General features: G+C 41.2%; 22 protein-coding genes, 1 riboswitch and 1 other annotated feature. Of the genes, 14 read left to right on the top strand and 8 right to left on the bottom strand.

The annotated features are described in order from the left end of the window. Window positions 1-108: 108 nt before the first annotated feature. The 6 genes from ACTFWY_RS00815 to ACTFWY_RS00790 all read left to right on the top strand — a co-directional run bounded on the left by ACTFWY_RS00815 (window position 109) and on the right by ACTFWY_RS00790 (window position 4,629). The gene (locus ACTFWY_RS00815) at window positions 109-408 is read left to right on the top strand and encodes a MazG-like family protein (protein WP_003127098.1); all 300 of its coding nucleotides are present in this window, start codon (window positions 109-111) and stop codon (window positions 406-408) included. A 55-nt stretch (window positions 409-463) separates the two neighbouring features. Further along, window positions 464-919, top strand: coding sequence for a GNAT family N-acetyltransferase (locus ACTFWY_RS00810; protein WP_311810684.1), 456 nt, complete (start codon window positions 464-466; stop codon window positions 917-919). Between the two features lie 158 nt (window positions 920-1,077). Further along, the gene (locus ACTFWY_RS00805) at window positions 1,078-2,295 is read left to right on the top strand and encodes an ammonium transporter (RefSeq protein WP_311810683.1); all 1,218 of its coding nucleotides are present in this window, start codon (window positions 1,078-1,080) and stop codon (window positions 2,293-2,295) included. A gap of 14 nt (window positions 2,296-2,309) precedes the next feature. Further along, window positions 2,310-2,648, top strand: coding sequence for a P-II family nitrogen regulator (locus tag ACTFWY_RS00800; protein WP_103300023.1), 339 nt, complete (start codon window positions 2,310-2,312; stop codon window positions 2,646-2,648). Between the two features lie 181 nt (window positions 2,649-2,829). After that, a complete protein-coding gene (gene dinB / locus ACTFWY_RS00795) occupies window positions 2,830-3,945 on the top strand; it encodes a DNA polymerase IV (protein WP_005472399.1) in 1,116 nt (371 codons plus the stop codon). A gap of 18 nt (window positions 3,946-3,963) precedes the next feature. Next, a complete protein-coding gene (locus tag ACTFWY_RS00790) occupies window positions 3,964-4,629 on the top strand; it encodes a DNA alkylation repair protein (RefSeq protein ID WP_376715987.1) in 666 nt (221 codons plus the stop codon). Window positions 4,630-4,865: 236 nt separating this feature from the next. Here the strand turns inward: ACTFWY_RS00790 and nrdG are convergent, their stop codons facing one another. Together nrdG and nrdD are read right to left on the bottom strand one after the other, a co-directional pair. Continuing rightward, window positions 4,866-5,462 carry an anaerobic ribonucleoside-triphosphate reductase activating protein gene (nrdG, locus tag ACTFWY_RS00785; RefSeq protein ID WP_311810682.1) on the bottom strand — a complete coding sequence of 199 codons (597 nt, stop codon included), beginning with the start codon at window positions 5,460-5,462 and terminating at the stop codon, window positions 4,866-4,868. Between the two features lie 189 nt (window positions 5,463-5,651). Beyond that, window positions 5,652-7,853 (bottom strand): anaerobic ribonucleoside-triphosphate reductase, encoded by a 2,202-nt coding sequence (nrdD, locus tag ACTFWY_RS00780; protein ID WP_138371776.1) that lies wholly within the window; start codon window positions 7,851-7,853, stop codon window positions 5,652-5,654. Window positions 7,854-8,150: 297 nt separating this feature from the next. Here nrdD and ACTFWY_RS00775 point away from each other — a divergent pair, with 297 nt between their 5' ends. From ACTFWY_RS00775 to ACTFWY_RS00750, 6 genes are all read left to right on the top strand, one after another. Next, window positions 8,151-8,915, top strand: a complete 765-nt coding sequence (locus tag ACTFWY_RS00775) for an ABC transporter ATP-binding protein (RefSeq protein ID WP_003127107.1) — start codon at window positions 8,151-8,153, stop codon at window positions 8,913-8,915. Further along, window positions 8,905-10,962, top strand: coding sequence for an FtsX-like permease family protein (locus ACTFWY_RS00770; RefSeq protein WP_137264582.1), 2,058 nt, complete (start codon window positions 8,905-8,907; stop codon window positions 10,960-10,962). Before ACTFWY_RS00775 ends, ACTFWY_RS00770 begins: the two co-directional genes overlap by 11 nt. Window positions 10,963-11,049: 87 nt before the next feature. Next, window positions 11,050-12,132, top strand: a complete 1,083-nt coding sequence (locus tag ACTFWY_RS00765; RefSeq protein WP_003127109.1) for a M42 family metallopeptidase — start codon at window positions 11,050-11,052, stop codon at window positions 12,130-12,132. A gap of 12 nt (window positions 12,133-12,144) precedes the next feature. Then, on the top strand, window positions 12,145-12,933 hold the full coding sequence (locus ACTFWY_RS00760) for a DUF975 family protein (protein WP_003127110.1): 789 nt from the start codon (window positions 12,145-12,147) through the stop codon (window positions 12,931-12,933). Window positions 12,934-13,113: 180 nt separating this feature from the next. Further along, window positions 13,114-13,851, top strand: coding sequence for an MBL fold metallo-hydrolase (locus tag ACTFWY_RS00755; RefSeq protein ID WP_003127111.1), 738 nt, complete (start codon window positions 13,114-13,116; stop codon window positions 13,849-13,851). 19 nt (window positions 13,852-13,870) lie between these two features. Beyond that, complete coding sequence (locus ACTFWY_RS00750) at window positions 13,871-14,875, top strand: lipoate--protein ligase (RefSeq protein ID WP_242387425.1); 1,005 nt, start codon at window positions 13,871-13,873, stop codon at window positions 14,873-14,875. A gap of 162 nt (window positions 14,876-15,037) precedes the next feature. Here the strand turns inward: ACTFWY_RS00750 and proS are convergent, their stop codons facing one another. After that, window positions 15,038-16,471, bottom strand: coding sequence for a proline--tRNA ligase (proS, locus tag ACTFWY_RS00745; RefSeq protein WP_311810681.1), 1,434 nt, complete (start codon window positions 16,469-16,471; stop codon window positions 15,038-15,040). Between the two features lie 41 nt (window positions 16,472-16,512). After that, window positions 16,513-16,715, bottom strand: a binding site (T-box leader). A 44-nt stretch (window positions 16,716-16,759) separates the two neighbouring features. After that, on the bottom strand, window positions 16,760-18,460 hold the full coding sequence (locus ACTFWY_RS00740) for a hypothetical protein (RefSeq protein WP_311810680.1): 1,701 nt from the start codon (window positions 18,458-18,460) through the stop codon (window positions 16,760-16,762). Window positions 18,461-18,816: 356 nt separating this feature from the next. Between ACTFWY_RS00740 and ACTFWY_RS00735 the strand changes: the two genes are divergently transcribed. Beyond that, window positions 18,817-19,326, top strand: coding sequence for a signal peptidase I (locus ACTFWY_RS00735; RefSeq protein ID WP_103300029.1), 510 nt, complete (start codon window positions 18,817-18,819; stop codon window positions 19,324-19,326). A 113-nt stretch (window positions 19,327-19,439) separates the two neighbouring features. Here the strand turns inward: ACTFWY_RS00735 and ACTFWY_RS00730 are convergent, their stop codons facing one another. From ACTFWY_RS00730 to ACTFWY_RS00715, 4 genes are read right to left on the bottom strand one after another with little or no spacing between them, the layout of a single operon-like run. Further along, window positions 19,440-20,120: an energy-coupling factor transporter transmembrane component T gene (locus tag ACTFWY_RS00730; RefSeq protein ID WP_311810679.1), complete on the bottom strand. Its 681-nt coding sequence runs from the start codon at window positions 20,118-20,120 to the stop codon at window positions 19,440-19,442. Then, complete coding sequence (locus tag ACTFWY_RS00725; RefSeq protein WP_242387422.1) at window positions 20,047-21,459, bottom strand: ATP-binding cassette domain-containing protein; 1,413 nt, start codon at window positions 21,457-21,459, stop codon at window positions 20,047-20,049. Before ACTFWY_RS00725 ends, ACTFWY_RS00730 begins: the two co-directional genes overlap by 74 nt. Then, entirely contained in the window at window positions 21,456-22,058 is a 603-nt protein-coding gene (locus ACTFWY_RS00720; RefSeq protein ID WP_103300031.1) for an ECF transporter S component, read from the bottom strand. The genes ACTFWY_RS00725 and ACTFWY_RS00720 overlap by 4 nt, the downstream gene beginning before the upstream one ends. Continuing rightward, window positions 22,051-22,662: a YkoF family thiamine/hydroxymethylpyrimidine-binding protein gene (locus tag ACTFWY_RS00715; RefSeq protein WP_176333628.1), complete on the bottom strand. Its 612-nt coding sequence runs from the start codon at window positions 22,660-22,662 to the stop codon at window positions 22,051-22,053. The genes ACTFWY_RS00720 and ACTFWY_RS00715 overlap by 8 nt, the downstream gene beginning before the upstream one ends. Window positions 22,663-22,752: 90 nt before the next feature. Next, window positions 22,753-22,853, bottom strand: a riboswitch (TPP riboswitch). 280 nt (window positions 22,854-23,133) lie between these two features. On the opposite strand from ACTFWY_RS00715, the gene ACTFWY_RS00710 reads away from it, so the two are divergent. Then, window positions 23,134-24,669, top strand: coding sequence for a zinc ABC transporter substrate-binding protein AdcA (locus tag ACTFWY_RS00710; protein WP_311810678.1), 1,536 nt, complete (start codon window positions 23,134-23,136; stop codon window positions 24,667-24,669). Window positions 24,670-24,710: the final 41 nt, after the last annotated feature.

Here is a 24,710-nt window from a genome sequence, read left to right as displayed (position 1 = left end):
CCTGTGCATCGGTTTTTTTGAATAATGAGTTTCATTTTTAGTGGCATGGATGATTGGGTGAAACCGTCACAAAAGGACATGATATACTAGTTTAAAAAGGAGAAAAAGATGAACATACGAGACATGCAAAAAGCGATCTATCAAAACAAAATCGATCATCAATTTAATGTCACCAATATTGAAAAGGAATTTTTGTCATTATATGGTGAAGTGGCTGAAGCTTTTGATGCTTATCGAAAAAAACAAAATGTGGGGGAAGAATTGGCAGATGTAGCCATCTACCTTCTCGGTTTAGCGGAGATCTTATCGATTGATCTAGACGGAGAGATTCAGAAAAAAATGAAAATCAACCAAGCCCGCCGCTATACCAGTTATGGCAATGGGTATGCAAAACGAATCGATGAATGATGGTTCGTCATTCGATTGAACTGACAATGAATTGTTAAAGGAAGTGGGAAACGAAATGACAACCAACTTAAGCATGCGTGAGCTAACAGAAAAAGATTTAAAGGAAGCTGTTGAAATGTATATTGCAGTCTTTTCAGCGGAGCCATGGAATGATCAACTGACCGTTCCTCAAATTACAGAATATGTGTCATCCATGATGGCGATAAATACTTATATTGGCTATTTTCTAACGGACTCATTGACCAATGAAAAAATAGGGTACTCGTTAGGCTTTATTAAGCCGTGGTACCAAGGAAAAGAATATGTCATTGATACCTTTTTAATTGCTGGCAAGCATCAAGGGAAAGGTTTCGGCTCTGCTTTTTTAGAAATGATCAAAGAAGAGTTGGTCAAAAAAGGCATTCCCACGATACTATTAGATACAGAAGAAAAGATGCCAGCTGCCGATTTTTATAAAAAGAATGGCTTTAAGCCTTTGACGGATAATGTGACTTTTTATGCGTCGTTTTGATCGCCATTACCCAAGAAAGCCATCACTCGAATTGCAAATGTCAGATTTCGTAACATATAAAGTGAGCTTTTTTCAGAATAATTGCAAAAATTAAAAAAAACACTAGCAAACTCCTGAGTATGATGGTAGGATATCTAACATAAAAGGGAGTGATTGGAATGGAAACAGGCAATAGTGGGTTTATTTTGGTTTGCAGTGGGATGGTCTTTTTAATGACTCCTGCGCTAGCTTTTTTTTATGGTGGATTGGAAAGGCGAAAAAATATCTTGAACACAATGATGATGGTGATTTGCACCATGGGACTAGCTTCAGTTCTGTGGGTGGCGGCTGGGTATTCGCTTTCTTTCAGTGGTACCGGTGCGTTTATCGGCAACATCGATAAGTTATTTTTCCAGCAAGTTTCCATGACGGACGGAGAAGGGATTCCTGAAGGATTGTTTGCGGCTTTTCAAATGATGTTTGCACTAATCACAACAGCGATCATTACCGGATCAGTCGTAGGACGAATGCGTTTTTCAGCTATTTTCTTATTTATTGGCTGCTGGCTGTTTTTGGTTTACTTTCCGATGGCCCATATGGTTTGGGGTGACGGCTTCTTAGATGCTATCGGTTCGATTGATTTTGCAGGAGGCAACGTTGTCCATATTAGTTCAGGAATCAGCGGTCTCGTGCTAGCATTAGTCGTGGGTAAGAGACGCGAGTTTCATCAAACGGAGTATCGTCCCCATAATATTCCATTTGTCGTATTAGGTGCAGGGTTGCTATGGTTTGGCTGGTTTGGCTTCAATGCTGGATCTGCATTAGCTGCTGACGGGATCGCCATTCAAGCGTTGTTAACGACCAATACGGCAGCCGCAGCTGCGATGCTCTCCTGGATGTTGATTGAAAAAGTTCTATTAGGGAAGCCAACCATTGTCGGAGCTTGTACCGGAGCTGTCGTGGGTCTGGTAGCAATTACTCCTGGCGCAGGTTTTGTTTCCCTTTGGTCATCCTTTGTGATCGGGGCATTAGTGAGTCCGTTTTGTTATTACTTTATTTCGGTCATCAAGCATCGCTTAGGTCTGGATGACGCTTTGGATGCTTTTGGTTGTCATGGGATTGGCGGAATCTTTGGTGGAATCATGACGGGGATTTTCGCTGATCCTGCTGTCAATCATCAAACTGGGTTGCTCTATGGTGGAACAGAATTGTTCATTGCGCAGATCATTAGTATCGTATTTACGATTCTTTTTGCAGGGGGCATATCCTTTCTATTGATCCATGTGATCAAACGCGTGCTACCGATCCGGGTCACAGAACAAGAAGAAGCTATTGGAATGGATCGCAGTGAACATGATGAAACAGCTTATCCAACGTTCATGGGGCTGGATTCATAGATGGAGGAATGCAGATGAAAAAAGTAGAAGCGATCATTCGACAAGAAAAATTAGAAGAATTAAAGGCAGCTCTTGATCAAATAGATATGGCTGGAATGACGGTGAGTCAAGTATTGGGCTGTGGTAATCAAAAAGGGGTCAAAGAATTTGTTCGGGGACAAGCAGTGATTACGACACTTTTGCCTAAAGTAAAGGCGAGTTTTGTTGTAGCAGATGAAGAGGTTGAAGCAATCATTGAACTGATTTTGTCTATCTGCCATACAGGTGAAGTAGGTGATGGTAAAATTTTTATTTACCCAATCGAAGAAGCAGTACGAATCCGAACCAATGAACGAGGCCCATCGGCGCTGTAAGTCTAGACGTTTTTAACGAAGCGAACCAAATTTGAAGTCTTAAATCATAACAGGAAGCAAAAAGAATTTCTGTCTTTTTTACAGGGATTCTTTTTGTTTGCAACAATCGCCGATGCTTAGAATGAGCCTCTTGATAGGGAACTTCTGTTCGTTTATAATAGAGGAGAATGGAGTGGTGAAGATGGCTGAGTTGCGTTTTCCGTTAAAAAACGATACGTCTCGGAAAATCATCCATATCGATATGGATGCCTTTTTTGCATCAGTAGAAGAAAGAGACAATCCTGAATTGGCTAAGCATCCCTTAGTGATTGCCCGCCACCCAAGTGATACTGGGGGTAGAGGTGTCGTCACGACTGCCAATTATAAAGCACGTCAGTATGGGATCCATTCTGCAATGAGTGCGCAAAAAGCCTTTGAATTGTGTCCTCATGCCGTCTTTATACCTGGCAACCATCAGAAATACCGCGAAATTTCTCAGCAAGTCCGAGAGATCTTTGGACGCTATACCGATGTGATTGAACCGGTTTCTATCGATGAGGCTTATCTGGATGTGACCGTCAACAAGATCAACTGTCCTTCAGCGATCAAAATTGCTCGCATGATCCAGCAAGACATTTGGCAGACGACCCAGCTTACTTGTTCAGCAGGCGTCAGCTACAATAAGTTTTTAGCCAAATTATCTTCGGATTTTCACAAACCCCGGGGGTTGACGGTAGTGATGCCGGAAGATGCCGTGGTCTTTTTAAAAAAATTACCAATTGACAAATTTCATGGTATCGGTAAGAAGACAGTGCCGAGAATGCACGAATTAGGGATTTATAAAGGATCTGACCTTTATGAGTGGAGCGAAATGGCATTGATCCAAGAATTTGGAAAAATGGGCTACTCATTATACCGGAAAGTTCGAGGAATCCATGATTCTCCGGTCAGTGTGACGAGAGAACGCAAATCAGTCGGAAAAGAACATACGTATGGCAATGCGTTAACCACAGAAGATCAAGTCATCAGTCAGCTAAGAAACCTGGCAGAAGAAGTAGAAAGATCATTGAAACGTACGCAAAAACACGGAAAGACTGTGGTGTTGAAAGTGCGTTATGCCGATTACTCCACCATCACAAAACGGGTCACGTTGCCAGAGTATATGCACAAGAAAGAAGCTATTTTTTCACAAGCTAGTTTGATTTGGGAGGAGATTCTAGGAATCGAAAAAGGGATCCGCTTATTGGGGATCACAGTTACGAATCTTGATCCATTAGCTTATGAAAATATCGTATTGCCTTTGTGGGAAACCGAATAAAATATATGGAGGCGCATAATGACGACAAACAGTCAATGGAAAGCGTTACTAGAGGAATTCATGGCGCAAGAAAATCCAGCACGAGGAGTTCAAATGCGGGCGTACATGCGGAACCAATTTGACTTTTTAGGGATTCCGTCACCTGTACGCAAACAAATACAAAGACCTTATTTTGCTGCAATGAAAAAGGCCGCCATCGATTGGGCATTTGTTGAAACCTGTTGGCAACTACCTTATCGTGAAATGCAATATGTAGCTATCGACTATCTGGTAACGATGCAGTCGGTCCTCCAACCAGACGAACTGGAGAAAATAAGTGAATTAGTCCTTCATAAGTCTTGGTGGGATACTGTGGATGGCTTGAATAAAGTTGTTGGTGGGCTGACTATGACCTACCCGGAATTGAGCCAAAAGATGCTTGCTTGGAGCAAAGCAGAAAATTTATGGCTCCGGCGCATCGCCATTGACCACCAACTGCTTAGAAAAGAAAAAACCGATCGCGAGCTTTTAGAGACGATCCTTTTAAATAATTTAGGTAGCGATGAATTCTTTATCAATAAAGCGATTGGCTGGAGTTTGCGCGATTATGCTAAAACAAACCCTGAGTGGGTGCAGGCTTTTCTGTTAACGCACAAAGATCAGTTAGCTCCGTTAAGTATCAAAGAAGCAAGCAAACATTTGTAATGATGGTGTGTTTTATGATCAAAATAAAAGGGACTGTGCCATAAGTCTCCTACAAGTAACACTATCCGAACATTAATGATTATTGCTCCTGCGGTGCAGGGACTCCTCGTCGCAAAAGTCAGAGGAATCTATCCTAGCAATAGACTATTATTCGGTTAAACTTGTTGGATGATGACTTATGTCACAGTCCCTTTTATCTTTTGTATCAGTTTGAAATCTGAAGTTTATTCAAGTCGTCAAATACTCTTTTTGATTTGTTCATAGCTTTTTTCTGCGTCTTTGCATTTGTCCCAAATCACCGCTTCGCCTAGTGCTAGGGATTTAGGAACATCAATGATCCGTTGATTGCTGCTACCGCGAAATTGCAGATTCAAGTTGCGTTTGCTCAATTCGAAATGGCCATCAACTAGGATATCGATGCGAGACAGCAACTCAAGCTTATCTTCTGTTTCCAACAGTAGTTCCTCGAAGGTGTAACCAGACCAGCTCCAAATATCTTTGCCATGACCGAACTCGGAACGGACTCTGTTTACCACTTGCAGACATACTTCAGTATTCAAAAAAGGTTCGCCGCCCAATAGTGTTAGTCCCTGAACATAATCGTGCCGCAAATCTTCAATGATCTGTTCTTCGAGTTCTGCTGTGAATGGGGTGCCATAGCGGAAATTTTGGACTGCTTTATTGAAACAGCCTTCGCAAGCAAATAAACAACCACTGACATACAGGCTATTGCGGATACCTTCGCCGTCAACAAAGTTGAAGGCTTTATAATCTGCAATATGATTTTGACTATACTCTTTTGCTTGCCATTCTTTGGGGCGAGGATTTCTCATTTGCAAAACTTCTTTCTAACTATTCGATTATTCGATAAAAATGTCCTTCGCGACTGTAGCAAAAACCATTAGAAAGCACAAATGCGCGAGCAATTCCAGCACTCGTTTTCTGCGGACTCCTGACCAACAGTTGTCAGTTAGAAAGAAGCAGAATTTGCTTACGCTTTAGTCGCGTAGGGGACACTTGTTTCAGTCATTATGTTTCATATGTTTGACACGAGCGGAAATTTCTTTGTGACGACCGTGAACCATTGGTCGAGCTTGAGGATTTCCTAGGTAACCGCATGTTCGTTTGACGACGTCACAACTCTTTGGATCGTGATTGCCACATTGTGGACATTCGAAGCCGCGTTCAGTTGGATTGAAATCACCTTCATATCCGCATTCATAACAATGATCGATCGGAGTGTTGGTTCCTAGATAAGCGACACGATCATACGCATAATTCCAAACTGCTTCAAGAGCTTTGGGATTTTGTTGCAGAACTGGGTATTCACAATAATGAATAAAGCCGCCCGAACAATACTTTGGATAGTCTTTTTCAAAATCCAACTTTTCAAATGGCGTTGGATTTTTGCGGACATCATAGTGGAAGCTATTTGTGTAATATTCTTTATCTGTGATGTCTTCAACGATGCCGAATTTTTCTGTATCTAAACGACAGAAGCGATCGGTCAAGCTTTCGCTTGGTGTGGAATAGACGCTAAAATGATAGCCGTATTCATCGCCCCAAGCATCTGCATGGGCTTTTAACTCTTTCACGATGGCTAACGTGAATTCTTTTGCTTCAGGATCATTTTCCCACTCACCACCAAAGAAAGCAGCAGCTGCTTCATACAATCCAATATACCCTAAGGAAACAGTAGCACGTTTATTTTTGAACAACTCGTTGACACTGTCTTTGCGATCGAGGCGTTTGCCGAATGCGCCATACATATATAGGATTGGTGCATTTGCCGGACTCGCTTCTTTGCAACGTTCTACTCGGTAAACAAGCGCATCTTTGACGATTTGCAGACGCTGCTCCAGAAGAGACCAGAATTTGTCGCGATCTCCGTTAGCTTCTAGGGCAATGCGGGGAATATTCAATGTTACGACCCCAAGGTTCATCCGTCCTACATTGACTTCTTCGCCATGTTCATCTTTCCAGCCTTGCAAGAAAGAACGGCAGCCCATCGGTACTTTGAAACTACCCGTCAATTCAATCAACTTGTCATAATTCAAGACATCTGGATACATCCGTTTCGTTGCGCATTCCAGAGCCAATTCTTTGATGTCGTAGTTTGGATCTGTGGGTTCCAGATTTACGCCGCGTTTGATACTGAAAATCAACTTCGGAAAGATTGCTGTCCGTTTTTCGCTGCCAAGTCCGTTGATCCGGATCTGTAAGATTGCACGTTGGATTTCTCGCTCAAACCAGTTTGTTCCCAGACCAAAGCCTAAGGAAGTGAAAGGTGTCTGTCCATTTGAAGTAAACAAAGTATTGATCTCATATTCCAAGCTTTGCATCGCATCGTAAATGTCTTTTCTTGTCTTGTTCTTCGCGTAAGCTTCTTGGCGATCCTCGCCGTCGATCCATTCACGCGCATCTTGCAAGTGTTTTTGATAGTTCAATTCAGCAAAAGGTGCAAGTAATTCATCCGTCCGGTCTGCAGAACAACCGCCATATTGACTAGATGCCACATTGGCAATGATTTGAGAGATCTGAGCTGTCGCCGTTTGAATCGATTTTGGTGATTCGACTTCTGCGTTTCCGATTTTGAAACCATTGTTCAGCATGCCTTTGAAATCGATTAGACAGCAGTTAGTCATCGGAGTATAAGGATGATAATCTAAATCATGATAATGGATATCACCTTTTTGATGGGCGTTCGCCACATGAGGGGGCAGCATTTTCAAGCCGATGGATTTCCCTACGATCCCTGCAGTCAAGTCTCTTTGAGTATTGAAGACATTGCTGTCTTTATTGGCATTTTCGTTGACCACTGTTTGATCTTTATTCATTAATTTATTGATCGTAAAGTTGATATCCGTCGCTTTGCTGCGTTCAAAATCGCGACGTGTCCGATAGTTGATATACTCTTCGGCCAATGCATATTCATTTTTTGCTAATAAAATATGCTCAACGATATTTTGGATTTCATAAATTTTAACGTTTTTGGTAAACCGTTCGGCGATCTCATGATCGATTCCTTCTACGATTTCTAAAATCCGTTCATGATCGAGGGGAGATAGTTCTCCTTTAACTTTTCTTTGGGCTTTTACTAATGCATCGTAAATTTTTTGGTCATCGAAATCTACTAAGCGACCATCACGTTTCACGATCTTCAATTGGGTTAATTGAGGATGGCTACCCCCGCTTTGTTCAGTATTTCTCTTTAAGTCCATCATTACTATCACTCCTTATCTTCTCCAATATCATAAAACAAAATATGGTTTTCGGCAACTATATATAGTGGCTTTTATTCGCTAAATAATTCAGTATGCACAATATGTAGTGTATATTCAAAAGCGGTTTTCAATAAAAACTTGATGATAACAAGGACTTGCATGTTTCACGTTTCACAAAATGAATAAAAATTGTAAAAAATTTTTATGTGTAAAAACGAAGCAGGGGCGATAGAGAAGAAAATATGCTACCATAAAGAAAATATGAAGAAAAGTAGAAATAGATCAAGGAGAATTTGCATGAAAAAAATGATCGATGTGAAGCACCTGACAAAAACCTATGGAACCCGCTTCAATCAAACCAAAGTCCTAGACAATCTTTCTTTTTCCGTTGATCAAGGGGAATTTGTGGGGATCATGGGACCAAGTGGTGCTGGAAAGACGACACTGATGAATATCCTTTCCTCCATCTTACGTCCGAGTCTAGGTTCTGTTGCAATCGGAGGACAAGAAATCACCCGCTTGTCAGAAAATGAGCTAAGCGATTTTCGCCGAAAAGAAATCGGCTTTATTTTTCAAGATTTTAATTTACTAGACACGTTGACTGCCAAAGACAACATTATCTTGCCACTGGCGATCGACCGTCTTTCGGTCAATGAAGTTGACCGGCGATTGGCACATCTGGCGAACTTATTGGGAATCGCTCATTTGTTAGACCGCTACCCAGAAGAACTATCGGTCGGTCAAAAGCAACGGGTGGCCGCCGCCAGAGCAATCATCAGCCGTCCTTCCGTGTTGTTTGCAGATGAACCCACGGGATCCTTAGACTCAAAAGCGGCGACAGAGCTGTTGCGTTATTTAGCTGAAATCAATCTGCAAGAAGATATGACGATTCTCATGGTGACTCACGATCCTTTCACTGCAAGTTATTGCAATCGGATTTTGTTTATTAGAGATGGTGTCTTTTTTGCAGAGGTAGTCAAAAAAGGGTCCCGCAAAGAATTTTTCGAAAAAATCATCGATATGCAAGCGACGATTGGAGGCGGGGATCGCCATGCTCTATAAAATTGGCTGGCGCAGTTTTTTGCAGCAGTTTCGCAATTATGTCGTTTACTTTGTGTGCATGATGACGGCAGTCATGATTTTTTATTCATTTAGTGCTATGATGAATGACCGTTTGCTGACTCAACGAGTGCAGCAAGACATTCGCATCGATGGCGTATTAGGTTTTGGTAGTACGATCGTTGCTGTTGTGGTGCTTTTTTTTATGCTAAGTGCCAATCATTTCTTCTTGAATCAACGGCAAAAAGAGATCAGTGTTTATCAGCTCCTGGGTTTGCGCAGAGCAAGGTTAAGCTGGCTGCTGCTGAGAGAAACGTTCCTCCTAAATCTTTTTTCCCTTGTTGTGGGCATTTTCATGGGGATTATATTTTCGAAATTTTTCTCAATGATCTTGATTCGAGTGATGGGACTATCCATCACTAGTCATTTTTTTAATTCGCCTCGTTCGATTTTGACTACCGTGTGGGTATTTTTGCTTGCCATGGTAGTTTTGAGTGGTCAAGTGGTTTTGTTTGTCTGGCAGAATCCTTTGATCGATCTAATGAAGAACAACTATACACTGCCAGTGAGCAAAATGAAGTGTCGCCCATTTCGGATGGCAATGGGGATCATCGGTTTGCTTCTGTTAGGGATCGGCTATTACTTAGCTCTGACGCTACGAACGACACTGGAGCGCTATATTAATTATACAGAAGATTATACTGCTGTTTTATGGATTCCATTGCTGATTTTATTTTGCTGTATCACAGCGACGTATTTGTTCTTTGACTGCACATTGCCAATGTTGTTGCATGTCTTAACGCTCCCCCGCAAAAAAATCAGCAAAGGCACACGCTTGATTGCATTCAACAATATCCGGGCTTATTTGCAGCGGACATGGAAAAGTTTTTCATTACTGACGATCATTACTGCGATCGCGATTTCTTTGATTGGTGGCACGATGGGGGTGATTTCCTTGAATTATCAGGCGACCAATCGTGATTATCCCGTCGATTTTCAAGTCGCAGCAGAAAATGCGGAAGAGTTAAAGCAAGTGATTCTGGAAAATCAGAGTCAGGTCGTCGCGGAGCAGACGCTCACTTTTCGTATCGTGCCGTTAAACATCAACGCGAAATACTTGGCCAATCCGATAAATACAGGACAAGAAACCGTATTGGTCAATGCGCTTTCTTTATCCGATTACCGAGCATTTCGTCGATTGGTGCCGGATGCACCTGCGGTTTCTTTAGGAGAAAATACTGCTGTTTTGTTTGATGATGATTATGATATTGCATACAACTTGAGAACTTACCAAAAAAATATTGCGCTGGAAAATGGTAAAAAACTCCTCTTAGACAACACGTATCAAGATTATTTTGGTGATATTGCGTTGCGTTACACCTTACCCAATGTATTAGTCGTCAATGACAAGGATTTTCAGGACATGTCGGGATTTGACTATCGATTGACTTATTTCAATGTTCAAACGGAGAATCAAGAGCAATTAACTCGGACGTTAGATGATCGACTTTCAGTCGAATGGACCTATCCGTTTTATTACAAGCGAACACAGGACAAAGGCCAAGTCAAGTATCAGCTGCAAACGGAGATCTCAGAGAAGCAACAATCATCGAAGGAGTTTATTACTGGTTATCGCTTGAACTTCGCCAATCGCTATCCGAATATGCGGGCCATTAGACGGCAAGGCGGTATTATTTTGTTCGTTTCTTTATTCGTCGGGGTGATCGTTTTGATCACTACGTCTAGCAGTTTGATTGTACGGCAATTTTCTAATACGGAGCGGGAAAAAAGAAATTATCGTTTATTGCGTACACTCGGTTATAGCAAAAAAGAAATTCGTTCGATCGTCTACTGGCAGAATTTTTGGGTTTTCATGCCAGGTACATTACTCGCGATTTTACATGCCGCATTCGCAATCAACACGCTGACGCAAATCATCGTGAGTCCAGGGTATTGGGTGGCACATCTGTTTGCAGGTGTTGCAGCCGTCGTATTCTTTATTGCTTATTTGATTACAGTTAAGTTATGCTTACGGATCATTGAAGAGTAAGCTGTCAGATTTTTTTCAATTTTGAGCTGGTACAAGACACGAGGAATGGTATAATTTAAGGGATAAATGAGTAGAGGAGTAGATAGGATGGATAAAAAAGAAGAGCAATTACTGATTGATCTGACAACTGCCCGTGGTGTTCCGGGGAATGAAGAAGAAGTACGGGAAGTCTTCAAAGCATATGCGAAAGACTTTGCCGAAGATATTTTTTACGATGGGTTAGGAAGCGTGATTGCCAAACATGTAGGGGATGGCGGCGGACCTAAAGTTTTTATTTCCGGACATATGGATGAAGTTGGCTTTATGGTGACAAAGATCACCGATAAAGGTTTCATCGAGTTTCAAACATTAGGCGGCTGGTGGGGCCAAGTGATGCTGGCACAAGAAGTAGAAATCAAAACGCAAGCTGGCAAATTGGTTCATGGTGTAATCGGTTCTAAACCACCTCATGTGTTGACGCCGGAAGTTCGCAACAAGCCTTATGATATCAAAGACATGTTCATTGATATCGGTGCTTCTAGTGAGGAAGAAGCAAAAGATTGGGGCGTACGTCCTGGAGATATGATTACGCCATATATCCAATACAAACGGATGAATGACAGTAAGTTTTTGCTAGCTAAAGCGTGGGATAATCGTATTGGAACAGCAGTTTCTTTGCGTGTGTTGGAAACGTTGGCTGCTGAAGGGCATCCAAATTGCTTGTTTGCTGGCAGTGATGTCATGGAAGAAGTAGGATTGCGTGGCGCACGAACAAGTACGCACCTAGTGAATCCAGACATCGCGATTGCTCTTGATACGGGGACAGCTGGTGATACGCCAGGAATGACTCCAAAAGAAGCAGATTCTGTCTTGGGCAAGGGGCCGCAAGTTTTGATTTTTGATGCATCGATGATCCCTCATAAGAAACTCTTGAATTTTGTGATCAATGTTGCGGAAGAATTAGAGATTCCTTTCCAATATACGGTGATCACCGGTGGGGGAACAGATGCCGGTCAAATGCATCTGACCCGTGATGGTGTACCATCGATCGCGATTACAGTTCCAGTGCGCTACTTGCATTCCCATACTTCTGTCATTCATGAAGATGACTACTTAAATACAGTAAAATTAGTAACAGAAGTTGTTCGTCGCTTAGATGACAAAACCGTGAAAGAATTACGAAGCTATTAGAAGGAGTAGAGGATGAGAAAAAATAGTGAGATCCGCTCCATGGCATCACGTGCATTAAAGGGCATGTGGGGGCGGTATATTTTAGCCTTTATTGCTACGATAGCCATTCAAAGCATGGTTAGCAGTTTGGTGCTGTCATTGACAAACCATACCTTTCAACAGACACGAGAAACAATCATTGATTATATTTTGGAATACTTTGTTTTTTTCGCATTGACGATAAGTTTAAATATCATGGCACTGTTCTTGATTCGTCAGCGGGAGATCCATGTGTCGGATATTTTTCTTGTTTATGACAAGCGTTATTACGTACCTTTTCTATTGCTGAATTTGGTGAATGCTCTCGTAAATTATCTGATTAGTTTTGTGACGTTTTTACCCCATTTAGTTGTTGGCGGAATGAATCAGTACCTTGATTTAGTCTTGAATGTCAACAGTCGGATCACTGTTGACTGGAGTCTCTTCCGTTCGTCGATTTCCTTCATCATCAGTTTTCTTATTTCTGTGGTCCTTTTCTTATTTGTCTCCCAGATCATAAGCGGATTATTTCAGTTTGCGATCTATGTACGATACGACCATCCAGAAATGACGACGCTACAAGCGATAAAAGGAGCTTGGCATTTAATGAAGAATCATATCGGTCAGTATATTTTGCTGCAGATTTCTTTATTAGGATGGATGGTTTTAGGTTTGTTTGCTTTTGTTATCGGTCTATTTTGGGCGCTGGCCTACGCAAACACTGCGAATGCCGCCTTTTATCAAGCGTTGATCGAAAAAGAAAATGATCGAGTTCTTAGCTAAAGAACACCTCTTGTAAAGATATGATCCACGGTTGTGACGTTGGGTGACTCAATGCAGCAATGAGAGAGAAAATCATCGATTTCTTTTGCTAATGAGCTCCAGCTGTCGCAGCCGTTTTTGCTGTTTATTTTTGAGTAATCCAATGCTTTTGTGATAGCATAGGGATAAGGAGGCGGAAGTATGAAACTAACAGTTTTAGGATGTTTAGGCGCATATCCCTATAAGGGTGAGGGAACTACTGGCTATTTATTAGAGTCTGAGGGATATCATTTGTTGCTGGATGCTGGCAGCACGACACTGATTCAATTGGAAAAAATCTTGGATCCGTTAGCATTGGATGCTGTGATTTTGAGTCATTACCATCACGATCATATCGCAGATCTGGGTGTCTTACAGTATTATTGGCAGCTATTTCCTAAGCAAGCAGAGCGGAACGTATTGCCCATTTATGGGCATGGAGAAGACAGTATTCATTTCAATGAGTTGACCATGGCGGGAGTTACAGAAGGGCATGATTATTTACAAACAAAACAGTTGGAATTGGGACCGTTTTCTGTTACATTTATGAAGACGATTCATCCTGTAACTTGTTATGCCATGCGCTTTGTGGAGAATAGTACAGGTAAAATATTTGTATTCACAGGCGATTCCGGCTACTTAGAAAGTTTTGTCGATTTTGCCAAAGATGCCGACTTATTTTTAGCAGATACCTACCTCTTTGCAGGGAATGAACGCCACAAAGCTCATTTTACTTCTCAAGAGTCTGGAGAAATTGCTGCCGCAGCGAAGGTCAAAAAACTGGTTTTGACTCATCTGCCACAGCATGGTGATCTGGAGCAACTGAAAGAAGAGGCAGCAGCGGCGGCCAACGGGATACCGGTTGAATTGGCAGCAGTTCAAAAAATCTTTGAGATTTAAACCCGAGGAGGAGTAGCAGATGCTTTTTGTACCAAATGAAAACAACGACCCAAGAATCAACCTAGCCATTGAGATCTTTTTGCTGCAGGAAATGAAGGTGGATGAACCGATCCTGCTGTTTTATATCAATGAGCCGTCGATTATTATTGGACGAAATCAAAATACGATCGAAGAAATCAATAAAGACTATGTCGATGCTCATGGAATCCATGTGGTTCGCCGTTTTAGTGGCGGTGGGGCTGTCTATCATGATTTTGGAAACTTGAATTTTAGCTTTATCATGCCGGATGACGGTAATTCATTCCGTGATTTCGAAAAATTGACGAAACCAATTGTTCAGGCGCTTCATGAAATGGGTGTCGAAGGGGCACAATTAAAAGGCCGCAACGACCTAGTCATTGATGATATGAAGTTCTCTGGGAATGCAATGTACGCCACCAATGGTCGAATGTTTGCTCATGGGACCATCATGTTTGACAGTGACATTAATGAAGTGGTCAATGCGTTGAAAGTGCGCAAAGATAAAATCGAATCAAAAGGGATTAAATCGATTCGTTCTCGCGTGACGAATATCAAACCTTTCTTACCAAAAGACAAACAAGATATGACGACCGAAGCGTTTCGTGAAGAGATTCTTTTGAAGATTTTTGGTGTGGATTCAGTCGACCAAGTCAAGACCTATACATTGACTGAGGAAGATTGGGTCAAAATCAATGAAATTTCCGACAAGTATTATCGAAACTGGGATTGGAATTACGGGAAATCTCCTGCGTTTGATATTGAACGCCGCAAACGATTTCCAATTGGATCGATCGAAGTTCGCGTTAACGTTCAAGAAGGCAAGATTACAGAAGCAAAGATTTATGGAGATTTCTTTGGATTAGGAGATATTGCTGACGTTGAACAAGCTTTTATCGGCACCCGCTATGATAAATCTGCATTGAAAGATGTGATTGATCAAATTGATGTCAAAAAATATTTTGGCAATATTACCCCTGAGGATTTGTTGGAATTAGTTTATTGATTTTCCAGCAAATCAAAAAAAGATGTGGATATAACGAAAATCTATAGAATAACTGAAATGCACTAAGAAAAAGCAGCCACAGATCGTAGAATCTGTGGCTGCTTTTTCTCTTAGTGAACATGCCTTTTTTACGGGTTGCGCTTTTTTCTTTTTGCTCTTTGCTTAGTAAGCTCGGGCAATCCAAACGGTGTGTTTAGCAGGTTTCCCGCTGACGATGTCAACTGTTTTTTCCATAGGAGCTTCAAATGGGATATTTCTGGTAGTAAAGCCAGTTTCTTCTTTGATCTTGGCTTCAGTTTCTTCTGTCCCGTCCCAACCAATTAAGACAAAACCAGTGACTTTATCTTCTTTTTTGCAGGTTTCGATATGTGCTTTTAACTCTTCCAGTGTTTCGATATCGTAATACTCGTTCTCTTTGTTTCTGTTACGAGCTGCTTCAATCAAACGTGGTGTCATCGCAGCCAATTGCTGATCCACGAAATCAGCAAGGTCATCAAATGCTACGGTTTGTTTTTCGGCAAGATCACGGACTTTGACCATTACATGCCCATTTTCTAAATCTCTTGGACCACATTCGATTCGTAAGCAAGCGCCCTTTAATTCCCACTCATTAAATTTGTAACCTGGCGAATTGTCAGAATCATCTAAGCGAACACGAATACCTTTGGCTTTGAAAGATGCAAACAACTCTTCCAATTTTTCTAAAATGGCAGGATTTTTCTTCCAAGGTCCGACTGGCATCAAGACGATTTGCGTAGGGGCGATCGTTGGTGGGAAAACCAATCCATTTTCATCACCGTGAGTCATGATCAATGCGCCTAACAAACGTGTAGAAACACCCCAAGAAGTTGTATGTGCATAGGTATGTTTGTTTTCTTTCGATAAATAAGTAATATCGAAAGCTTCCGCAAATTTCGTCCCCATATAATGGCTCGTACCGGCTTGGACAGCTTTTCCATCTTTCATCATGGCTTCGATGGAGTAGGTATCCACCGCGCCAGCAAAACGTTCAGAAGGTGTTTTTTGTCCTTTGTACACTGGAATGGCTAAAAATTCTTCGCAAAGACGTGCATATTCATCCAAAATTCCTAACGTCCGCTTTCTTGCATCTGATTCATCTTCATGGGCGGTATGTCCTTCTTGCCATAAGAATTCAGAAGTGCGGAGAAAAGGCAGTGTTTTCTTTTCCCAACGAAAAACATTGGCCCATTGATTGATTTCATATGGTAGATCACGGTAAGAATTGATCCAATCAGAAAAGGCTGAACCGATCATAGTTTCAGAAGTAGGACGCAATGCTAATGGTTCTTCTAATTTTTCATTACCGACTTCTGTCACCCAAGGCAATTCAGGAGCAAATCCTTCAATGTGATCCGCTTCTTTCATGAAAAAACTTTGGGGGATCAGCATTGGGAAATACGCATTGCGAATGCCTTCTGCTTTTAAAAAGCGATTAAATTCTTCTTGAATATGTTCCCATAGCTCAAAGCCATCAGGACGGAAGATGATTGATCCTTTAACTGGCGAATAAGCCATCAATTCGGCTTTTTGAATGGTCTGAATGTACCATTCTGTAAAATCATTTTTTTGTGTCATTGTTTTTCCTCCTTAAAAAATAAAAAAGCATTCCGTCCTATAAAAAGGACGAAATGCTTGGATTTCGCGGTACCACCTTTGTTGACTATTGCTAGTCCAACTCATGAAGGATAAGGTCTTCACACCGACCGTTTTGCGGTCACTACCATTGGCAGGTTCTTCTTATTAGCGGGTATTGGATTTCCAGCTTGCTCCAACTCTCTTTAACCATCATAAGAATACTGATCCAAATCTTACATTCATGCTAAATCGAAACTCGGAAAAAAGCAAGCTTTTTTTGTCATTTTGTTATTCATTACTGACTAGCTCTAGGAAATCTGGCAACCCATCTGAAGAAAATGTCAGAGAAAAACGAGTGGCTTGTTCCTCATGTAAGACCGAGCAAGACCCAAAATTTTGCTGGGTCAGTTTTTCAATAATCTGAAGATCAAAATAGTTTTCTTCTTCAAAGGTTTCAATATTCGGTATGGCTTCTTTTTCCGAAGTAGCCAAAGTTGGAAACTGACAGCTGACGAACAACTGATTCTGCTGTTTGATAGCACTTAGATGAATCTTCCGCAGGGCGCGATCTTTGAGTAGATACGTTTCCCGAATTGCATAGTCCATTAAATGAGCAAATAATTGTAGAAAATCTTCTTCAGCTAGTTCTTTGATTGCGGGAATATCCACATCATAAGAGAATTCAATGCTTTTTTGCTGAGTCAATTGCTGATAACTTGTCAATAGCAGGGTTGTTAGAGAATGATCTTCACTTTTGATTGGACAGGATTCTTCTAGCGTCTGCTCGATTAGGTTGATTTGATCAAAAGCTCCCAGCAAACTGTTGTCTTCCAGCATGACTTTTGCAGTATTCAACTGTTTGCGAAAACCGAGAAAAGCTTGTTGCCATTGATTGATTTGTTGTTGAATTATCGGTTGTTGTTCTTCATACAAGCGAATCTTGAGTCCTGCGATATCCTGTTTTTTTGTTTTCCCCTCATTATAGAAAAACAAACGCAGCAAATCATAGCACCAGCAGACAATAATCAAGAGTACGAAGAAAATCGTATTCCAATTGATTTTTGATTGATCGCTGTTTAGGACATCTTGAATGTAGATAAAGCAGTGACCAATCGCGGATAAAACGATCCAGGGAGAACAAAGAACAAAAAATTGATTCTTTTTAACCGCTTCATAGATGGCAGCAAAGGATGTCACAAAAGTGCTAAAAATATTCAGTAAATGGATATAATCCATAATCTCCGGCAAGTGGAGTTGATGGGAAAAGACAGATAAAATGGCTGCTGCACCACAAATGCCATGGAAGATCACCCAAATCTTGTACTTCTGTTGAAGAACTTCCATTTTCGATAAATAAAAGCCGATCAAGAACATTGGGGTAATGATCGATAAGACATTCAACATCACTGAATTTATGGTGGGGTTAAAGAGCAACCCTCCAAGAATATCGCCAAAACCGGCTTCTAGTCCAGCTGACAGTGCAAAAGCACTGAATAATAATTTCGAAACGAGTAATTTTCGTTTCTTAACTAATTTAATCCCTACATAAATCAAATTAAGCAAGCTGATAAAACCTGTCAGAAGAAGCATGAAAATATTGGGAATCGAATGACGAAAGACATAACTGACTAAAGCGTTTGAAGAACCAAGAAAGACCTCAGCGGGATATCCTGAATAATTTTTGAAAGGACTAGATACATAGATACGTAGTGTTTGGCCTTGGTAATTTTCTGGCAAGGTGACAAAAGAGAGGGTTTTCCCAGGATTCACAAGACCATCTGCTACTTCTTTTTTATTGGTATATAAAAGTTTATCATTTAAATAAACCGTCATTTTCTGATGATCGCCCACCAACAGCAATGTCGGGTAGTAGTGCTCATTGGTGATTTTACGTTCCATTACCAAATTTTCATTGGTAGGAATATTAGGCAAAAAATTCACATAGTTACTGTCGAAAGTTGTTTCTGGTTCTGCTGCAGAATAATACATCCAATCTTCCTGTTTTTCAATAGAAGGAAGACTGATCACTGGATTAATCAGAGCAGAAATATAGAACAAGATAATTCCCAGAGAAAAAGCAGAAATCGTTAAGAAGGGAATTGCATTCTTCAAGTTTAGTTTGTTATTTTTTTAAACATATATGAATTCTCCTGTTTTTTATTCACGTCTAGAATAAAACAAAACAATTGATTAAGTCAAATGATAATGGGTGTTATACCAGAAATAATAAAATAACTAATAAAAAAATCATTTAAAAAAGCGGACTCATATTATTTGAAAAAAATCATTAATCGTTATAATATAAACGTAATATACAAAAATATCAAAAATAAAGGAGAACTGTGATGAAAAAAATTTCTAAAACAAGTATCCTTCTTTCTTTTACAACATTAATTATTATGCTTCTTTCTTTACTCATGATTGTTATTCCAAAAATGTTAGGGTTACGCATCGCTATTGTGAAGAGTGATGCAATGGAACCAACATATTCCTCTGGAAGTTTATTATTTGTTAAAAGTGTGGATGCAGAAAATTTGATTGTCGGCGATGCAATCACTTATTTTGTGAATCAAGGGGAACAAATATACACGCGGCGAATTGCTGCAATTGATCAAAATGAGCAAGTGATGTATACGATCGGAGACAATCAAGACCACATGGAAACGACCAAAATCAGAAAAAGTCAATTACTTGGCCAACCTTTGTTCCATTTGCCTCGAATCGGTCATTTAGTCACGAGCGAAACTGTTTCTATTGTAAAAAAGCTTTATTTGGTTTTCACCATTTATATTACAGCAACCACTTTTTTGGTGATGATTTCTCAGATCAAACAAGGGAAACGAATGGTAATGTAAGTTCCACTAATCAATAACAAATACCGCAAACAAGTTCAGCAAGTGCTGTCCTGTTTGCGGTATCTTTTTGTTTAGAATCAGATTTGTTGTTTATTCTATCCCTTTTTTTAGCTTCATACTGGAAGCAAAGTAAGGATCAATCCAGCGCCAAGAAGTCCAAGTCCAAACAACCAATCCTTAAGGGTGACTGAATAATTCACTGCATAGGTTCGAGGTGCATCACCGACAAATCCGCGAGATTCCATGGCTGCAGCTAGAAGTTCTGACCAGCGGATCGATTTGACCATCAGTGGAATCAGTGGTTTTAAGGATAGTTTGGAATAAGTGATTCCTCGAGATTTCAGACTAAACTGGATGTTGCGGTACTCTTTAGGAATCATAGGTGCCATATGAAAGGCTGCCATTAAGCCATAAGCAAAAACAGGAGGCAAGCGAAGTTGCTGTTGCAAAGAATAGATCAGCTCTGTTAGTGAGGTCGTAGCGGCAAAGACACTTCCTAATGTCCCAAAACAATAAACGCGACTGGCGAGACGAATGCCATAGGCATATGCCGCTGTCGTGCTGCCGTTTTGACCTTGTTGGAAAAATAATAGCCCGGTAAAAAAGATCCCGACTGCACTTAAAGACAAGAGAAAAAGTAACTTGAGCAATTTTTTCAGAGGCAGATAAACCAAGAGCAGCAACAAGAAAAATAAAGTCAAACTGCTATTTAGCAATAAATTATCTTGAAAAGAGACGAGCAAAGCCAGCGCGGATAAAGTCAGCAGCTTGACTGTTGGGTTTCGGTACTTCATTGGAAGACTCCTTTACAAAATAATTGAAATCGAATGTTCGGTCACAAAAATCTGACAGAAGACGCAAATCATGGCTAATGATGAAGACCAGTGTACCGCTGGCCGCTTTGTCTGCCAATAACGACATCAATTGCCAAGACTGCCGCAAATCTTGTCCATAGGTTGGCTCATCAACAAGCAAAATCGGGATCTCACGATCGATCAAACAGGCAACAGCTAATCGCCGTTGTTGTCCTTGGCTTAATAGGAAAGGAGAATCTTCCTGTTTCTCCCATAGTCCCAATTGGTTCAGCTTTTCAGAGAGATCCTCTCTTTCTTGACCATTGGCTAATTCTTGTGCCACGGAGGAAGCTAGAAACTGATCCTGCGGGTTTTGCATGACCCAGCTCATCCGATCGAAAGGATGACTGCGAGAGGTCAAGCATTGCTCTTGGTAATAGATCGTTCCATCATAGGGAACTTGCTGCAACAGAGCTTTAAAAAAGGTTGATTTTCCTATCCCGCTTTTTCCTGTGATGCCTATTCGTTCTCCGGTCGAAAAGACTTCGTCTTTGATCAGCAGAGAATGTCTGCCAATTGGCAAACGAAAATTTTCAAACCGCAAGAGGGGCTGCGGCTCAATAGGAATGGGGGACGGTTTAATCATAGTTTGTCTTAGCTGCTCTTCTTGCTCTAAAAGCAACTGAGAAGGAACCGACTGAAAAGCATCTGTTAATAGGAGCCATTCCTGCACCCAGTCAGCGACCGGTGCTACTTGATGGTCGATTAAAAGAATTCCGATTTTCTTTTTTTGTTGAATTTCTGTTAATTTTTCAATCAATGATTGGGCGGTCAGCGAATCGAGATTAGCGAAAGGTTCATCTAATAGAAGATAGCGGCTTTCTAAAACAAGACAGCATGCTAACGCTACTAGTTGTTTCTCCCCACCTGAGAGGGTTGTCAGCACTCGATCTTCTAAATGACGAATCTCGCAAAAATCGAGTGCCGTCTCAATACGACGAGTCATTTCGTTTAATGGAATGGCTCTGTTTTCCAAACAAAATAACAGCTCTTCTCGGGGAGTTCGCATACAAAACTGCGTATCGGGATTTTGAAACATCAAACTAACGGACGCAATCCGTTGTACAGGGGATAAATCAGTAAAATCTTTCTCATCGATCACATAGTGTCCAGATTCGAACCCTTGATCCGACAAACCGGCTAATAAGCGAAAAAACGTACTTTTTCCTGAACCAGAAGGACCATAGATCCCTTTGATTTCCCCAGGAGCTAATTCAAAGGTAGCGGTAAGCTTTTGCTCATCAATCGTAAAGACACAGGAGTCTAGTGCTAAACTCATTCTTTCACACGGCTTTGTTTGAAGCGAGTATGTTGAGCAATCGGATAGCTATTCAAAACCCCCATTTTTGCTAAGTGATCACAAACCACTTTAACAAGGACAGCTGAAAAAAGGAGCGCGGAAAGCAGACGGATCACGAAAATAGTCAGCAGTAATTGCCACTTTAAATCAAGAAAGCTGGAACGGATCATGCCCCAAATAAAACTGGTGACAGTCGCTCCCAAAGCTCCCAGGATCAAAGAAGACCAGCCGAATTTTCGATAGCGAAAAGCGGCAAAGCCAGCCTCTGTGCCGATTCCTTGAAGAAAGCCGCTGACAAAGATAATTGGACCATAAAAGTTACCCATGAAAACCTCCAACAAAGCGGCGATCATTTCAGTAATCGTGGCTGCACCTGGTTTTCTTAGTACGTAACCGGCAAATGCAGATGCCATAAACCAAATCCCAAAGAGAAATTCATTCGCTAGAATGGCGAGGCCAAATGGAGTTAACAAGGTGCTGAGTAAAACCCCCAAGTGAACGGCCCCTAAATAAACGACACCGAATACGAGAGAAACGATGCCTACCATGATCACATCCTTTAATTGCCACTTACTCATGCAAAGAGGCCTCCTTCAACGAGGGACTATTGACTGAAACGGTTCCTTCAAGAACATAATGAGGCAGCTTTTCGTGTGCATAGGCCAGTGCTTGTTCAAAATAGGCGAATAATTGAGCGGCTGTGCCAGATAGTAGCGTCACGTAATGGGCCGATTGCGGTTGTAAGCCCATGGCATCCGCCAACGAGACGATATGCGCAATTTCTTCCATATAATCTTCACGTCCAAAGACATAAAAAGAATATTTGCACTGAACGATGAACGTACCTTTTGCAGTAATTTGCTGATGATTTGGCCGTTCATGCTTGCCGCTGAGAAAGGCATCACCAGCCAGATCTCCTGGACAGCCTTTCGAAAAAGTGAACTCACCGACCAAATGTGTTTTTGGGTCATAGGCATTGACAAAAAGAGCTGCTGCCGCATCAATCACACTGGCAGCTTCACCACGGTAGAGTGTACTGAAAAGATCTGTCTGCTGCCAAACGACTGTGGTATCGGTCTCTTTGATGCTTCGAAGAATGTGGGAGGCAAAATCATCTTTCATTGGATAAAGACTGATGCGGCATCCCGTGATATCGATTTGATTCATTGAACAATTTTCCATAGTATTCTTCCTTTCGAATGATTTTCTGTCTACAAAAAAAGCGTTCCTCCTTTTCTATCCACGGGTAGACAGAAAAATGGGAACGCGAAATAAGCTGCGCAACCACTTCCCTACGTTGGTATTAACCAAATCAGGTTCAAAGGGACCAGACAAACTGTCTATCTCAGCATAAAGCGCCCCTAGTGGATAATTCGATTCAATTACTTTCTGAGTGTAGCACAGACGATTTGAAAGAACAAGTCAGACAGCGCGAGCAAAAAGACAAATGAATCACTGCAGATATGAAAGAATAGACATATAAAAAAACATCTTTTTAGATGTTGACAGATTGTTTTCCCTTGTGTAAAGTAAATAATCGAAAGTAAAACGTAAATGTTACGATTTGTGTAAAGCAAATCGTAACAGGCTCTCTGGTTTTTTTTTAGGAGAAATGATCGTTTTGCTAAATCAAAAAGGGGTGCTGGTAAAGAGATGAGGAAATTTTTAAAAATAACAGGTATTTCGATTTTGGCTCTAGGGTTGGCTGCTTGCAGTGTGACAAAGGAATCAGCGAATGAACAGACAGAACAATCAAGTGATCCAACGATTCAAGTCCTCGCTAGTTTTTATCCTATGTATGATTTTACTCGCAATGTGGTGGGAAATGAAGGCAATGTCGAATTGTTGATGCCGGCAGGGACAGACTCACATGACTATGAACCATCGGCTAAAGATATGGCAAAAATCCAAGAAGCGGATGTCTTTGTTTACAATAATGAGAACATGGAAATGTGGGTTCCTGCCATTGAATCTACATTGAAAGAAGGAGATGTCACCGTTGTGAAAGCTACGGAGGGGATGGTGTTGCTGCCGGGTGATGAAGAGCATGACCACGATCACGAGCACGATCATGAAGAAGGGCACTCTCATGAATTAGATCCTCATGTCTGGCTAGCACCAAGCCTTGCAATCAAACAAGTAGCAAGCATTCGTGATCAGCTAAGCAGGGCTTATCCAGAAAAGAAAGCTGCTTTTGAAAAGAATGCTGCGGCCTATTTAGAAAAATTGCAGTCATTGGATGATTCTTATCAGTCAGCATTTAAGAATGCCAAGCAAACGCATTTTGTCACCCAGCATGCTGCTTTTGGCTACCTCGCTTTGGAATACGGACTGACACAAGTTCCGATTGCCGGACTGTCTCCCAATGAAGAGCCTTCAGCGGCACGTATTGCTGAGTTGAAGCATTTTGTAGAAGATACCGGGATCAAGACGATTTACTTTGAAGAAAATGCCAAAGACAGTATTGCCAAAACACTGGCAACAGAAGCTGGTGTCGATTTATCCGTTTTGAATCCGCTGGAAGGATTGACACAGGAACAAATGGATCGTGGGGAAGATTACATTTCCATCATGGAACAAAACCGAGACGCATTGATGCTGACTACTTCACAAGCCAATGAGAAAGAAGTGAAAGAAGCAGAGAAAGAAAAAACCGTTTATAATGGGTATTTCGACGACGCAGATGTTCAAGACCGCTCACTCACGGACTGGAAGGGACAGTGGCAATCGGTCTATCCTTATTTGAAAGACGGCACGCTGGATCAAGTTTTTGACTACAAAGCAAAACAGAATAAAAGCATGACGGCCGAGGAATACAAAGACTATTATACAACTGGCTACCAAACAGATGTTGCAGAAATTACGATCACAGGAGATACGATGGCATTTACCTTTGAAGATGGCACAACCAAGAAAGCAACCTATCAATATGTAGGCAAAAAGATCTTGAATTACCAAGCAGGGAATCGCGGCGTCCGTTATTTGTTTGAATCAAAAGATAACGATGCAGCCTTCAAATATATTCAATTTAGCGATCACTCGATTGCACCAACTGATTCCCATCATTTTCACCTTTATTTTGGCAATGAAAGTCAAGAAGCATTATTGTCGGAAATGGATCATTGGCCAACGTTCTATCCGACTGATCTGTCTGGATTAGAAATTGCACAGGAAATGCTTGCTCATTAAAAAAAAGATTGACAATTACTGCTCTTTTCGTCAAAGTTAAA

It is taken from the genome of Enterococcus sp. 125944 (genome assembly GCF_051909435.1).
Taxonomy (GTDB): Bacteria; Bacillota; Bacilli; order Lactobacillales; family Enterococcaceae; genus Enterococcus_D; species Enterococcus_D gallinarum.
The sequence above is the reverse complement of the archived record's forward strand: the minus strand, read 5'-3'. Positions and strand labels throughout refer to the sequence as shown.